General features: G+C 52.5%; 14 protein-coding genes. 4 read left to right on the top strand and 10 right to left on the bottom strand.

Annotated features, from left to right (window positions below; all coding sequences use genetic code 11):
• Positions 1–20: 20 nt before the first annotated feature.
• The 4 genes from recR to ACTJIK_RS01900 are packed head-to-tail and all read right to left on the bottom strand — an operon-like array spanning position 21 to position 6479.
• The gene (recR, locus tag ACTJIK_RS01915) at positions 21–644 is read right to left on the bottom strand and encodes a recombination mediator RecR (protein WP_440644576.1); all 624 of its coding nucleotides are present in this window, start codon (positions 642–644) and stop codon (positions 21–23) included.
• Positions 645–666: 22 nt separating this feature from the next.
• Complete coding sequence (locus ACTJIK_RS01910) at positions 667–2124, bottom strand: Ig-like domain-containing protein (RefSeq protein WP_440644575.1); 1458 nt, start codon at positions 2122–2124, stop codon at positions 667–669.
• A 50-nt stretch (positions 2125–2174) separates the two neighbouring features.
• The gene (locus tag ACTJIK_RS01905; protein WP_440644574.1) at positions 2175–5333 is read right to left on the bottom strand and encodes an ATP-dependent helicase; all 3159 of its coding nucleotides are present in this window, start codon (positions 5331–5333) and stop codon (positions 2175–2177) included.
• 3 nt (positions 5334–5336) lie between these two features.
• Positions 5337–6479, bottom strand: a complete 1143-nt coding sequence (locus ACTJIK_RS01900; RefSeq protein WP_440644573.1) for a DUF3298 domain-containing protein — start codon at positions 6477–6479, stop codon at positions 5337–5339.
• A gap of 95 nt (positions 6480–6574) precedes the next feature.
• Here ACTJIK_RS01900 and pdxH point away from each other — a divergent pair, with 95 nt between their 5' ends.
• The gene (gene pdxH / locus ACTJIK_RS01895; protein ID WP_440644572.1) at positions 6575–7222 is read left to right on the top strand and encodes a pyridoxamine 5'-phosphate oxidase; all 648 of its coding nucleotides are present in this window, start codon (positions 6575–6577) and stop codon (positions 7220–7222) included.
• 108 nt (positions 7223–7330) lie between these two features.
• On the opposite strand, the gene ACTJIK_RS01890 is transcribed toward pdxH, so the two are convergent.
• From ACTJIK_RS01890 to ACTJIK_RS01865, 6 genes are all read right to left on the bottom strand, one after another.
• Positions 7331–7447, bottom strand: coding sequence for a 30S ribosomal protein THX (locus ACTJIK_RS01890; RefSeq protein ID WP_440644571.1), 117 nt, complete (start codon positions 7445–7447; stop codon positions 7331–7333).
• Positions 7448–7545: 98 nt separating this feature from the next.
• Positions 7546–7815, bottom strand: a complete 270-nt coding sequence (locus ACTJIK_RS01885; protein WP_074241463.1) for an HU family DNA-binding protein — start codon at positions 7813–7815, stop codon at positions 7546–7548.
• Between the two features lie 296 nt (positions 7816–8111).
• Positions 8112–8414, bottom strand: a complete 303-nt coding sequence (locus tag ACTJIK_RS01880) for a DUF4286 family protein (protein ID WP_440644569.1) — start codon at positions 8412–8414, stop codon at positions 8112–8114.
• Entirely contained in the window at positions 8411–9178 is a 768-nt protein-coding gene (locus tag ACTJIK_RS01875; RefSeq protein WP_440644568.1) for an exodeoxyribonuclease III, read from the bottom strand. Before ACTJIK_RS01875 ends, ACTJIK_RS01880 begins: the two co-directional genes overlap by 4 nt.
• 171 nt (positions 9179–9349) lie before the next feature.
• On the bottom strand, positions 9350–9619 hold the full coding sequence (locus ACTJIK_RS01870) for a hypothetical protein (protein ID WP_440644567.1): 270 nt from the start codon (positions 9617–9619) through the stop codon (positions 9350–9352).
• Between the two features lie 95 nt (positions 9620–9714).
• Complete coding sequence (locus tag ACTJIK_RS01865; RefSeq protein ID WP_440644566.1) at positions 9715–9996, bottom strand: hypothetical protein; 282 nt, start codon at positions 9994–9996, stop codon at positions 9715–9717.
• Positions 9997–10415: 419 nt separating this feature from the next.
• Here ACTJIK_RS01865 and ACTJIK_RS01860 point away from each other — a divergent pair, with 419 nt between their 5' ends.
• The 3 genes from ACTJIK_RS01860 (at position 10416) to ACTJIK_RS01850 (ending at position 14364) form a co-directional block, all read left to right on the top strand.
• The gene (locus ACTJIK_RS01860; protein WP_440644565.1) at positions 10416–12386 is read left to right on the top strand and encodes a sensor histidine kinase; all 1971 of its coding nucleotides are present in this window, start codon (positions 10416–10418) and stop codon (positions 12384–12386) included.
• 368 nt (positions 12387–12754) lie between these two features.
• Entirely contained in the window at positions 12755–12934 is a 180-nt protein-coding gene (locus tag ACTJIK_RS01855) for a hypothetical protein (RefSeq protein WP_440644564.1), read from the top strand.
• 749 nt (positions 12935–13683) lie between these two features.
• Positions 13684–14364, top strand: a complete 681-nt coding sequence (locus tag ACTJIK_RS01850) for a hypothetical protein (protein ID WP_440644563.1) — start codon at positions 13684–13686, stop codon at positions 14362–14364.
• The last annotated feature ends 179 nt before the right edge of the window (positions 14365–14543 follow it).

Below are 14543 nucleotides of genomic sequence, written 5' to 3'. Positions count from 1 at the left end.
CCGGGGATGAACTTATTGTGTTATTTCCCCTGCTGGAGGTAGTTTTCCAGCGGCAGCCGGTTGGTAAGGGAACGGGCCAGCGTCATTTCGTCCGCATATTCCAGTTCTCCGCCGAAAGCGATGCCCCTGGCGATGGTGGTGATCTTCACGGGGAAGTCCTTCAGTTTCTTGGACAGGTAATAGATGGTGGTATCGCCTTCAATGGTCGGGCTCAGCGCCATGATCACCTCTTCGATGCCCTGCTGCTGCACCCTTTCCACGAGGGAATGGATCTGCAGCTGGTCCGGCCCGATGCCGTCGATGGGGGAGATGATGCCTCCCAGCACATGGTACACGCCGTTGAACTGCTGGGTGTTCTCAATGGCGATCACGTCGCGGATGCTTTCCACCACGCACACCACATGGCTGTTGCGGGAATGGTTGGCGCAGATGCTGCAGGTATCGTCGTCGCTCACATTGTGGCAATACTGGCAGAACTTGATCTGGCGGCGCATGCGAGCAATGGTTTCGGAAAACAGCTCCACCTGGGCGGTATCTTGCTTCAGCAGGTGCAGCACCAGCCGCAGGGCTGTTTTTTTACCAACGCCCGGCAGCCTTGCAAATTCATTTACAGCATTTTCAATCAATGCGGAGGAGAAGATCATTATGCAAAATTACGGATAAAGGCTATAGTTTGACCGATGGGCTGACCGTCCAGTTCTTTTTGATGTTGATAGGGTCTTTGAACGAAAATACGGTTTCCGGCTGCTTCCTGGGCACACCGTAATACACGCCGGTATCCCATACGCCGTTCTTATCCCGGTCTACCACCACCCTGATCTGGTACTCCCCGGGCTGGATGAGCCCTCTTTCCCAACGGCCGTTACGCACCACGCCGGTATATTTGATGTCAGAGCCGGAAACGAGCTGTACCACGAACTGGTAGCTGGTGTCGGATTCCGGCAATACGTTGCGGGCGCTGTCGCTCACGGTGAGCGCTATTTTAACGGTGCCGTAATCGTCGAGGTCTTTGGCCTCGAAGTTCACGGTATCCGCCTTGGTGGTCTGCAGCCCGGAAGTGTCTGTGGCAAAGCCCGCCGGCAAAATGATCTCGTAGGGTTTGCCGGGTTTCCAGTTGTAAACGATCTTGAAATTCTTGGCGGTGGTATCGGCCTGGTGAAGGGTGAAGGCCACTTTTTTGCGGGTAGTGTCCTCATACAGCCCTATCTGCGCCGAGTCTAAGGTTTTGATGGGGAAGTTGAAGCTCATGGTGAGGGAATCGCCCAGTTCCTGCTGCCCGCCGTTGAGATCGAAACCAACCTGGAGCCGGGGTTTGGCCTTCTTCTTATCTTTTTCCCTTGCGGAAGGCGGCTCGGCTTCGGGCTGCTCTTCCTCTGCGGGTACGGTATCTATTTCGTTGAACAGCGCGAGGTTCATCTCAGACAGGTTGTCGCTCAGCCGCACCAGGCTGTCGGAAAACGCGATCAGCTCGTCCGGCTGGGTGTATTGAAAATCGCGGTCTTCTTCTTTTAACGCAAAAAGACGGTAAGTGCCGGGCTTCAGGTTCTTGAAGCGGTAACTGCCGTCGCCCTTGGTTTTAGCCAGGTACAGCGGCTTTTCCTTAGACACTACGGAATCTTCCAGGTTGCCGTAAAGCATAACGGCCACATTGCTGTCGGGCTTGCCGGTTTCCGCTATCAGCACCTTCCCGGTTATCTGCAGGGAGTCCATATAGGTGCCGGTAGACACCACGTATTGGAAATCCTCGATGGGATTGCGTTCGTTCACATCCTTCACGGCGTCGCCGAAGTTGAAGGTGTAAGTGGTATTGGGCTGAAGGGTGTCTTTGATCTCAAGGGTCACCACGCGCAGCTTGGCGGTGATCACCGGGGTGCGTTTCATGGTGGGAGACACGATCAGCTTCTCGATCACGTTGTCAAGCTCCACGAATTCGTTGAAATGGAAAACAACTTTATTCGACTTGAAGTTCAGGGTGGAATCTTCAGGGTTAACATTAACCAGCCTGGGCGGCAGGGTATCCCTGGAGCCGCCTCCCGGAGGTACGATGTTCGCGCATTGGGTGAAAAAAGAGCAGAAAGCCAATATGAGGAATGAGACTGTCCAGCCCCGCATGTTCTGATTCATGATCCTGACCTGTGAATTAAATTATTTGCAAACTTACTGTTTGTTGTTCATTATTCATCCTCCTCTTCCACGAGGGAATGCAGGGCGATTTCCAGCTTGTTGTCCTTTACGAAGCCGCACCATTTGCAATCTTCCTTGCCGCAGCCGGTATAGAATTCCTTGTTCTGTATCCTGATCCAGCTGTCTTTGATCTGCTGGCTCACGGTGGTGATGTCTTCCGGGAGAATGTCGATCTTTTCCCTGAAATACTCCTTTTGTTTGTTGGGCTCTATGAAATCAAATTCCGTGCTAACAACCTGCCAGTTCTTCTGTTTATAATTATCTAACAAAATTTTATAGAATACGGCCTGCCGCCAGTAATCCCCGCCGTTGGGATCGCGTTGGTTAGGCCGGTCGAACTTGCGGAGGTTGTTCTTCGTCTTTTCGTAATCCCCGGTCTTGTAATCCACCACGTTCACCTCGTTGCCGTTGAATTCCAGCTTGTCTATCTTCCCTTTGAGGGGCACGCCGTTCACCACCACGTTCCGGATATTCCTTTCTATGCTCACCACGGTGTTCCAGGTGTGAATGTATTTGTCGTAGTATGCGCTGAGAATGTCTTCCCCGTATTCGATCCTCCGCTTGAAAGCCTCTTTGGTGAAGCATTCCCGGTTGCGGGTCATACTGTATTTGAAGTCTTTGATGAACTCTTCCCGCGGCGGGAACGCGTTCTTTTCCTGCATTTTCTGGAACAGCTTTTCCAGCGCAAAGTGCACTGCTGAACCGAATTCGGTGCTCTCGGAGCGGCCGGAAGGCACGCGCACGAGGTTCTGGTAATAGAAGGAAAGCGGGCAGCGCAGGTAATTGTTCAGCGCGGTCACGTTCATGGTAAAGCCGTTCAGCAGGGTGTCTATGAACAGCTGGTCCACCTTTTCGATCTCGGGCGCCAGCTCTTTGCCGTATTGCAGGGCCTCGAAGTCGAACAGGGTTTCTTCGGGCACTTCTATTTTATGCTGCGGCAGGATGTGGGCCTGTAAGATCTCGCTGATGAACATGCTGGGCTCCAGCGGCTTACCGTCCTGCCGGAACTCGGGGTAGCTGATCACCAGGTGCTTTTCGGCGCGGGTGATGGCCACGTAAAAAAGACGGCGCAGCTCCTGTTCGTCGGTAGACGTGGCCTCGGTGACAAACACGGTGTCGGGGAAGGAAAAGCCCGCGGCGTTTTTTTTCTTCTTTTCCCAGAGGTGTGAATTGGTGCCCGCCACGAACACGTATTCGAATTCCAGCCCCTTCGCGCCATGGGCGGTGAGCAGGTTCACGCCTTTTTCGTTCCCGGAAACCTGCACCAGCGGAATGGGCAGGGCATTGCTTTCCATAAGGTCCACCGTTTCCATGAACGATACGATGTTCATTTCGGGGTGGCGGTGCGTTTCGTCCTTGATGAAGTCGAACAGCGCCTGGAGGTTCTTCATGAGCCAGATCTTCTCCGGCGAAGCCATGATGTACGACAGGATGCCGCCTTCGCTCACGATGTTGGAGAACAGCTGCTGGAGGGTGACGTTATGCGCGTCCGCGATCCATTTTTCGAGCAGGTTGCCCAGCCGCATGGCCTCTTCGTGGGGCGCCAGGGAAAAAAGCGTCGGGTTGCGGGTTTTGTTCCAGTCCTGAAGATATTTGCGGATGGAGAATTTTTCGCTGTAGCCTTTCTCCGCCACTTCGATGCTGATGCGCGCGGCCTCTATGGGCGGTATTTTGTAGAAATCATAGTGCATGATCTCGAACAGCAGGTCGTCGCCGCTGTAGGGCGTTTCCAGCTCGCAGGCTATGTAGCGCAGGATGTGGATGACCTTTTTGGCGAAGGGCTGTTCGAACAGGTTGATGTTGCGTTTGGAATAGAAGGGAAGTTTTTTGAGCCGGAAATATTGCGCCAGTTCTTCCCCGTATTTATTCTCTTTATAAATAACGGCGATCTTTCCCGGCATTACGCCCTGCGCCAGTATCTGCTCCACTTCGGTGGTGATGCTCACCATCTCGTCGCGGGAGGTGTTGTAGCGGCGGATCACGGGCGGAATGTCCAGCGGAGTAAGCACGAGGTTGGAGGCAAGCAGCTGCTTGCTGAGGCCGTCCAGCTTGTCCACCAGCCGGGAGCCTTTGTTGTGGCCTATTACGGACATGCTCACGTCCAGGATGTTCTGCACGGAACGGTAATTCTGTGTGAGCACGATGGTGCGCAGGTCCTGCGCGAAGTGCTCGCCGGCAAACTGTTCCATGTTCTCGATGTTGGCGCCCTGGAAACGGTAAATGGACTGGTCGTCGTCTCCCACCACGAACACGTTCGGTTTTTCTTCCCCGCCGGTCAGCAGCTGGATGAGCCGGTTCTGTGTACCGCTGGTATCCTGGTACTCGTCCACGAGAATATACTGGAAACGCTCTTTGTAATCCAGCAGCAGGTTCGGATGCTGCTCAAATGCGCGGATCACCCAGTTGATCATATCGTCGAAGTCGTAGCGGTTGGCTTTGTGCATCAGCTGCTGGAACACGTCGAACTGCTCTACGGCGGCCAGCAGGCGGATCATCTTTTCCTTTTCCCCCGCCAGCTTTTCTTCTTTCAGGTCGCCTTTTTTGAAGCGGCCGCTGGCGCGTTTGTAGATAAAATCCTCGCGCTGCGGCAGCGACGCAACGTATTCTTCCACCTTTTCCCTGATGAAAGGCACCGTCCAGCCCTCGCGTTTCATGGTGGAGAACAGGTTGGCGAGGTTGCGCATATCAAAGTAAACATCGCCGCGGTAGCGTTTGAGCGGGTTGTCTTTGGTGAAACCGTCTATCAGCGTTTTGAGCAGCTGGATCTTTTCAAGGTCGGAGATCGGGTCCAGCACGTTCTTTTCGAAGAGGGACAGGTTGTCCTGTATCACTTCATTACAAAAGGAGTGGAAGGTATGGATGTTCACCCGGTAGGCATCCGGACCGATAAAATCGGTAAGGCGCTTACGCATGGCCACGGTGCCGGCGTCGGTGTAGGTAAGGCAAAGGATATTGTGCGGCAGGAAATCGGTGTCGTGCAGGATCTTGCCGATGCGTGAGGCGAGTATCTGCGTTTTGCCCGTGCCGGGGCCCGCGATCACCATTACAGGGCCCTCGGTATTGTCCACTGCCTCGCGCTGGCGCTCGTTCAGGCGCTCGTATACTTCCTGGAACCGTTGGTTATATTGTTGGCTGTCTTTGTTGCTCATAGATTATTGAAGGTACCTCTCCTGTACGATGCCTTTAATGTCTGTAAAAGGTATGAATAAAGTGATCTGCCCGACTGCATAGGGGCCGATCTCGTAAGGCGTGTAGCTGAATACGACGCCTTTTTTGGCAATGAAAAAATTATCGTTCGGTTCGATGGTTTTTTTAAAGAGGTATTGCTCATCCAGCGGCTGGCCTGCGGGAATTTTGTATTTCTTGCGGAAAGACTTATCCAGCGCGGCGGAGAGCGCTTTTTTATAACCCGGTTTAAATACGTCTGAAGGCTTCAGCACTTTTTTGGCGGCAAGGTCCAGCGCGATGAAATTTGAGCCGTGGTTGCCATGAGCGCCGCCGGTGAAGGCGGAACTGAAGTTTTCCAGGGCAAGCAGGGGCCATTCGTTGTACACCACAGTGATGGAGGTGGAAGCGTTCCAGTTCCAGCTGAAACCGTGCTCTTTCAGTTCCGTGGTGTCCACGTCGTTTTTATTGCCGCGGTATTCACTAAGGAAGCTGTCCACATCTTCTTTCAGGAATGTTTTGGGGCTGTCGCTGCCCGCCTTCGGTGCGATGGTTTCACGAATGAATGCAAGCACGGCATCGTCCGCGCCCCCGGCGGGCCATACGGTGCTGCTGCTGGCCGTGGCAACGGGAGAATCATGACGGCCGGGCAGCAACGCGGCGGAGTCGTCATAAGAGGCAACGGTGAAGTGGATGGAAGAATCGGCCGCTTCATGGAGGTCGAACGGATAACTTTTCCCGCCGCCGGTCCATGTGCCTTTATAAGCCGCGTCCGGCGATAATTTCCCCCGGAGGGTGTTCGCCTCGTCGCTGGCGCCGTATTCGGTAAAGTTCAGGCTGTCTGCCGTCATATCGCTTGTGAGCAGCGCGATGGGGTCGCCCACTTTGTCGTAATAATACCATGCGGAATAGCGGCCTGCTCCATGGCCAACAAGCTCCATGGTCACGGGTTGCCCCGCCAGCGTGCCTTTCAGGTGCTTGTAAAAAACGCCGCCGCCCGCCGGCATGATGGCGATGGTGGTGTCTTTCGGGGAAGTAATGGCAGTGCTGTCCCCGCCGGCGCCGGTATTTTTCGGCTGGCAAGCGCTGAGGCAGGCCAGTGTGGTGATCAGACAAGTCAGGATTCTCATGCTTTCCGGTTTAAAACAGGTGTAAATTACCACTTATAGAGATACCGGTCGCATCTGTGCCGGTATATGCCGTAATTTTGCGAAAAAGGGCTACAATGATCAATCAAAAGATAGCGGACCTCCGGCAGGATTACCGGCTGGCCACGCTGAATGAAAAGGAAGTGGCGGCTGACCCTGTGCAGCAGTTCAGCCACTGGTGGGAGGAAGTGATACAAAGCGAGCTGGAAGAGCCGAATGCGATGACGCTGGCCACCAGCACGGCAGACGGGCGGCCGTCGGCCAGGATCGTATTATTGAAAAGTTTCGACGCGAACGGGTTCCTTTTTTTTACCAATTACGAAAGCCGCAAGGGGCAGGAGCTGGCGGAGAACCCGCATGTCACCCTCCTGTTTTTCTGGAAAGAGCTGGAGCGGCAGGTGCGTATAGAGGGCACCGTTAGCAAGGCGCCGGAAGCGGTGAGCGATGAGTACTTCCATTCCAGGCCGGTAGGCAGCCGCATCGGGGCTATCGCATCGCCGCAGAGCCAGGTGATACCGGGCAGGGAATTCCTGGAAGAAAAGGTGAGAACGCTGGAAGCGGCGCACCTGCAACATGCGCCGGAACGGCCTGCGCACTGGGGCGGATACCTGGTGAAACCTGGGCTGGTGGAGTTCTGGCAGGGGCGCAGCAGCCGGCTGCACGACAGGTTGCGGTATACGCCAGACGGGCAGCAGGGCTGGAAAATAGAGCGCCTGGCGCCCTGAACTGGTCGGGCCTATAAAGCATTTATCCTGGAAACAGGCAAAAATAAAGGGATTCCGGGTGTTTGCAGCGTGCAAATAACCGGAATCCCCTATATCTGGCCTGGTGAATTAAGCCTTTTTAGCAGCCTTTGCGGCAGTAGCTTTCTTGGTTTTAGCCGGACGGCTTTTACCGAAAGATCCGTTGGAAATCTTTCCTTTCTTGGTTTTGATATCTCCTCTACCCATTTTTAATTGTTTTTAATAAATGATGAATGTAGTGCAAAAATAAAAAAAGCAAGAAACAAATAATGTTCCTTGCTTAAATAATGTTGGGTCGCCAACTCCTAGAGCTTGTCAGACAGAGCTTTACCAGCTTTGAATTTAGCAACTTTTTTAGCTTTGATCTTGATGATCTGGCCAGTCTGGGGATTTCTGCCGTTACGAGCAGCACGTTTGGAAACGGAGAAAGTACCGAAACCAACCAGAGTTACCTTACCACCTTTTTTCAGGGTGTCAGCAACAGCTTTAGTGAAAGAATCCAGAGCGTCGTTTGCTTGGGTTTTGGTAACGCCAGCGTCTTTGGCGAGTTTGTCGATCAATTCGGCTTTGTTCATAGTTAGTTAAGATTTAACTAGTGAGAAAATGTTTGATGTGAGCAAATATAGCGCGTTTTATAAGATTACCAAATTTTTAAAACTTTTTTTTGGAGGCTGAAAAACCCTACAGGTAACGTTTACAGCTGATTGGGCATTGCTCCGGACTAAATTACCAGATCGGGAGTTTCTAATGAAACGCGCTACTGCATTGACTTTTAATATACTTCGTAATAAAACGCGTACTTCTACCAAGTATTGTACCAAAGCTCCAACCCCTTGAAAATAGTGAATTTCCTGTGGATAAGTTATACGCGTTATACCACCTGCATCACGGTCCTGAAGGCTACAAACTGGTCTCCGAAAGCATCGAAGCCCTTTTGCCTGAGCACCGGCGCATATTCCTGGAGAAAGGTATAATAGTTTTCGAGGGTGTCTGTAAAGTACTGGATGGTATAAGTAGGCCCGTCTGAATCGTCCTGCTCCAGCAGGCGGCAGAAGCGGTAGTCGTGAAACAGGCCGGTGGCCATGATCTCGGGGATATGTTCCTGCTTCATCCATTCCACCCACCTGTCTTTTACCGGCACCGATACTTTGGTGGTAACATTATATATGATCATGCCTTTTTAAGTTGGAGGTAAACGGGGCAGTGGTCCGAATGTTTCACCTGTTGCCAGATGGCTGCGTCCTGGAGCCTGCCGCGGAGCGGTTCGGTGACGTTGATGTAATCGATGCGCCAGCCTTTGTTATTGTTGCGGGCGTTGGCACGGAAGCTCCACCAGCTGTATTGATCCGGCTCCGGGTGGAACTGGCGGAATGTATCCACGAAACCGCTGTCTAACAATTTGGTCAGCCAGGCCCTTTCTTCGGGCAGGAAGCCGGAAGAATCTTTGTTGCTGACGGGGTTGTGGATATCGATGTTCTGGTGCGCAATATTATAATCTCCCACTACCACCAGGTTGGGCTTTTCCTGGCGGAGCTGCTGGAGGTATCCGTAGAATTCGTCCAGCCACTGGTATTTATAGGTCTGTCTTTCGTCTCCCGTGGTGCCGGAGGGGAAATAGGCATTGATGAGCGTTACGTCTCCGAAATCGGCTCTTATCACCCTTCCTTCGGCATCGCTTTGCATATATCCGTTACCGTATTGAACGTGGTCGGGTTTTATTTTGGTCAGGATGGCCACGCCGCTGTAGCCTTTTTTCTGGGCGGGGTACCAGTAGTCGGTGTAGCCGAGCTGCTCGAATTGCTGGAAATCCACGTTTTCGCGGTGGGCTTTTACTTCCTGCAGGCAGATAACGTCTGCCGGATCAGTTTTGAGCCATTCGCAGAATCCTTTGGTCATGGCTGAGCGCAAGCCATTCACATTGTAGGTGACGATCCTCATGTTGAATAATTTCAACAAAAGTAAGGATTCACATAAAAAAGACTGACGTATTATCGCACGTCAGTCTTTAAAGATTGTTTGTGTATGGTCCGGTTTGCCTGTACAAGCCGTTCCGTTTGGTTACCGGTGTCCGTTGAAATGTTTGGTAACGTGATTAAAGGGATGGCCCGTTTACAATGGATTAACGATATCGCCGACACCGAGGCCGCCGAGCAGGCTGTTCAGCAGGTTGGTCACCGTGCCGAGGATATTACCCAGGCCGCCGCCAGGGGTTTCGCCGCCGCCGATACCGCCAAGCAGCCCGTTAACGAGGTTGGTAACGGTGCCGAGGATGCCGTCAAGCCCGCCGATACCGCCGAGGTCGAGGCCGCCGTTGATGTTGCCGGCGTCTGTGGCGCTGAGTTCTTCGCATCCGAAAAATTGAGACTGGAGGTTTTGCATAAGAATGGATTTAGTGGTGAAAAGAAAAGAGTGAAAGAAAGAAGGTGACGCCCTGTACCGGGGGCGCCACCTGGTTTTAAACCGGTTAACGGGTACTAGCCCAGTATACCGCCGCCGAGGCCGCCAAGCAGGCTGTTCAGCAGGTTCGTAACAGGGGCGAGTAAGTTGCCGAGACCGCCAACGCCGGGAATACCGCCGCCGGTGCCGGGCAGGCCGGGTAAGCCGGAGAGGAGGGCATTGGTGTCGAGCTGACCGCCGATAGTGATTTTGCCGTTAACGTTGTTGATACCCAGTGAGAGGAATCCGCCGTTAACTTCTCTGGTCGTGGTTGCATCCAGTTCCTGGCAACCGTAGTTGTGTACTTGCAAGCTTTCCATATTATAGGAGGTTTGGTTAAAAAACGGTTTTGTTGGCTGTCATTCCTGGCTGGCAGGATGGGTATCGGAGAGATGAATCCCGGGGGCTCGGACTTTCATGGCAGGGTCTTTTGGAACGCTCTGTCGGGGAACAACCTCGATAAAACTTGATGACAGACTGTAAATTACTGCGCTGCAATCGATCTAAAGCCGTTCAGTTTGTTCATTTTCAAGACTTTATTGTCTCCTCTGTTCATTTTTTGAACAAATTGCCGTTAGCAATCGGTTAACATTTTATACCGGGAATTCCCTGCATATTGAAATACCAATAAATCCAACCGTTTTACGTAAATTATAGGTAGCAAACACCGGCCCCGGGCCGCTGCCAAAGAGGTTTTTGACAATGCCGCCTGTAATTCTTCGGGTACACACAATAGACCATGACAAAAAATTCCCCGCCCCGGATTTTCCCCAACGGGAGCAATATTCGCCTGCTTCCGCTGCTATGTTGCTTATTTATCCTGTCAAATGCTGCCCGCGGCCAGCAACACCTGATCCGCTCCCTTAAATCCATCCTGCACAGCGGGCAGGTGAAAGACAGCACCCAATACACAGACCTGCTCAACCGCATCAGCGCCCTTTCACTGGTGCACCAGCTGGACAGCACATACATCTATGCCGAACAAGCCAAGGCCATTGCCCTTAGGATCCGCTACCACAAAGGATTAGCGGATGCATATATGAACCTTGGCGCCAGCTTCTCGTTTCAGAATAACAGCAAACTCGCCCATCGCTTCTATCTCGAAGGCCTCATGCGCTACCGCAACCTCGGCGATTCCGCTGGCATCTGCCAGGCGCTCTATTGCATCGGCAGCTATTATCATTATGAAGGGAAAGACGAGCTGGCCGTTCCTTATATGGAAGAATCCATGGGCGTAGGCAGCCGCCTGCTGAAGGATTCGGTCTGGGCTTCCATGCTGGCCAATTATTACCTCGTGTTCGCGGAAGACAGCCTCCGGCAGGATTCCGCCCGGTGGGCGCTGCAAAAGGCCCGCGATATCGCCACCCGTTACCACGACGACCGCATTATCACTTATACCGGTCTTTTCCTCGCCCACGAAGAAGTAAAGGCCGGCCGGCTGGACCGGGCCATGCAAAACCTCCAACGGCTCGCCAGGCATTCCGTTGAGCAGGGGTATGCCTATCTCGCCCTGTATGCAAACGCGCAGATGGACATCTATTCCAGCTATGCCGGCAAGGGCGATTCCATCACCTATAAAAAAGATATGCTGGATGCGGCCATACTCGGCGGTTACAAAAAACTGATGGTGCGCCCGGTAGCTTCCCTGTACCGGTATTATAAGGCGGTAAGCCCGGCCCTGGCGGTTCCTTACGCGGATGTGCTTTGCGAAATAGCCACGCACCAGGAAGACCTCCGCACGCAGGGCGAACAGGATTACATGGAATCATTCATGCAGGAACAGGAACTGAGGGCCTTGCGGCTGAATAACGAACTGAAGGAGCAGACCGCCGTTTCGGATAAGCTGGAAAGCAGGCACCGGCTGATGATCATTGTTTTTCTCGCGGTGTGCAGCTTGCTGGCCGCGGGTTTGGTCTATATCTATTACAAATCCACGAAGGAATCGCACATGAGCGCCAAACGCCTGAAGGAGGTGAACAGGATGATGATGGAGAAGAACCGGCAGCTGCAGCGGCATGACGATTTTAAGAACAAGCTGCTGTCTATCCTTGCCCATGATTTCAGGCTGCCGCTCAGCAATATGATCAGCGTGGCGCACCTTTTCCAGCGGAAAGATATCAGGCCGGACGAGTTCCGGGAGATTGCCAACAGCATATTTTCCCAGGCCGAAGAAACGCTGGAGCTGTTTGAAACGGTACTGAGCTGGATCAAGACGCAGCTGAGCGGGTTCGTCTATAATGCCCAGCCCTGGTCGTTGCAGGGTCTTTGGGATGAGGTGAAAGAGCCGATGATGGCTGATATCAGGGATAAGGCGCTGGCCATGGAACTGAAGATCCCGGAGGGGCTGACCGTGCGGGCCGATCGTGAAATGCTGCAATTCGTGAACCGGAACCTGTTGCATAATGCGATCAAATATTCCTACCGTGGAAGCCCTGTTTCCATTGTGGCGCGCCGGCAGGGCGACCGCGTGGTGGTAACGGTCACAAACGGCGGCAGTGGGATCACGGAGATAGACATGCCTTACATTTTCACCTATCGCGTTCCGGGCGCTATTACCCGGGAAACCGGCCGGGGTGCTGGTCTTGCTTTGATCATCTGCAAGGATTTCATTGAAAAGATGGATGGAACGATATCTGTGGCGAGCGACGGAGAAACGTATACATCGTTTGAGTATACGCTGTTGGTGGACGCGGATGACCAGGCAGCATAAGGGGTGATGAGGCGATTAAAATCCCGGCTATACCTGCTTTGGCCTGTTTATACCCCGTGGCCGGAACCCTTTTCCGGTAAGCTTTTCCACGCAATCATCCAAACAATTCCCTGGGGTTTTTCTCTTCCATCGCCGTGAATTTACCGGGATTTCGCGTCACCTCTCCGGTGTTAACACCGCCTTGTGAAATGAACAAAGTGAACGGCTTTTATTTCAATCCTCCTTCTTAAATTGCAAGTGTTGTTATCATTGTTAACCCATTACGCCGCGCACGCCGCGCCGCATACAACAACCAGGGAATAGAAAAATATTGTTAACCCGTTGTGATACCAGACCAGCTTTTTTCACAACACCAGGATGTATTTCTGATGAAAAAGATCAAATCACGCAAAACGACCAAGGGCGAAGGTGCAAAGCCTGCCGCCGCTCCTGAAAAAACCAACCTGCCGGCTTACCAGGGAACCAGTGGTATTCTTACAAAACTATCAGGTCATTTTAAAGGCTGCCGTTCTTCCATAGACATATCTCAGGCCCCGATTTCAGCCTGAAGGGTCTGAGGGATCATCATTGAACCGGGCAATGGCTTGCTCCGGGTGGATGGCCGGCAGATGATTTTGCCGCAGGTTTGCATCAACACACATTAAGGGGTTAGGGTGTATCCGGCTTATACGCAAGCATACTCATACTGCTTACGCCGGGTTGATTCGTCAAGCACGAGCAGCAGGACATCTTTTGTACAACAATGCATCGCCGGCTATCCGCCAGGGGCGGCCATTTCCGGCCAATGATCCCTTTTGTTCCCGCTTAAGATGTAAGCGGGGAGGAGAAGCTTTGTGATAAGGAAACGATAAACGCGCGTGAAAGAATTTCACGTGAGGGGAAGACGTTTGTGCAAGCTGTTCGTTACTCACAACAGGGAAGGAGAAGCTTGTGATAAAGAAACGATAAACGCGTGAAGAATTTCACGTGAGGGGAAGACGTTTGTGCACGCAGTTCGTGACTTACAACAGGGAAGGAGAAGCTTTGTGATAAGGAAACGATACACGCGTGAAAGGCATTCAGGTGAGAGGAGACATTTGCACACGTTGTTCGTGACTTACAACAGGGAAGGAGAAGCTTGTGATAAAGAAACGATAAACGCGTGAAGAATTTCAGGTGAGAGTAGACGTTTGCGCACGCAGTTCGTTACTTACAACAAGGGACGGGAACTTGGCGAGAGTTTAAACATCGCTTAAATACAAAAGAGTCGTCATTCGCATGGAAGAGACCGAAACAGGAAACCAAAAGGAGCAAGAAAATGGAGCTTTTTACCGCCTGTTGCCGGCAGGGAAAACTGTTACTGAAGGCAGATGAACATAAGCAGATCGTACTGCAAAGCCTCGGGTTCCTGACCCGTGAGCAAAGGATCTGGCTGTATGGATTCGTTATCCTCGACGATGAATTTCACCTGCTGTGGAAAAAGCAACCGGCCTGGGAAACAAAAAATATCCGGCAGATGATGCTGAAGTTTATCGCTCAGCAGATCAAGCACAGGCTCCGCTGCATCCGCTCTCCGGAGCTGGAAAAATATAAAAGCAGCCGGAACGACCGGCTATACCATTTTTGGGAGAAGAACCCCGGAACAACCACCATTGTTTCCCCGGAAATGGCAGGCGAAACGATGGGCCTGTTGCACGAAGTGCCCGTCAGTAACGGATTATGTGCTACGCCTGAAGAATACCTGTATTCCTCGGCAAGGTGTTACGCAATCAGTCAGCAGGAAAGGAAACGGGGGGCGGGAGTATCACCCATCACCCGTACAACAGGGGAAAGTTCATGGTTATATCATATATCTGAAGCAGCCGGAATACTCCTGCATCCGGCGGATAGCAGCCACTGCAAGCCGCCGGGCGGGGAAACGAACGGGCGGTTGATCGTCACTGATTTTAGGACGGCCTTTGATACCGCATGCATTTGTTGCCGGGAGAATGCAGGATAATGGAACAATAGAAGAGCACGGGTTCCGGCGGCTTACCTTTTTAAGGCTTTGTTGCCGGGAGAATTCAGGATAATGGAACAATAGAAGAGCACAGGTTCCGGCTGCTCATTTTTTTACGCTACATGTCGGGTATTCGTTCAAACACTTCAGATCCATGACAGTCCGGGGGAATCTTCCCC

It is taken from the genome of Chitinophaga sp. 22620, from assembly GCF_052044405.1.
In the GTDB taxonomy this organism is placed as follows: domain Bacteria; phylum Bacteroidota; class Bacteroidia; order Chitinophagales; family Chitinophagaceae; genus Chitinophaga.
This window is presented reverse-complemented; position numbering and strand designations above follow the sequence as displayed.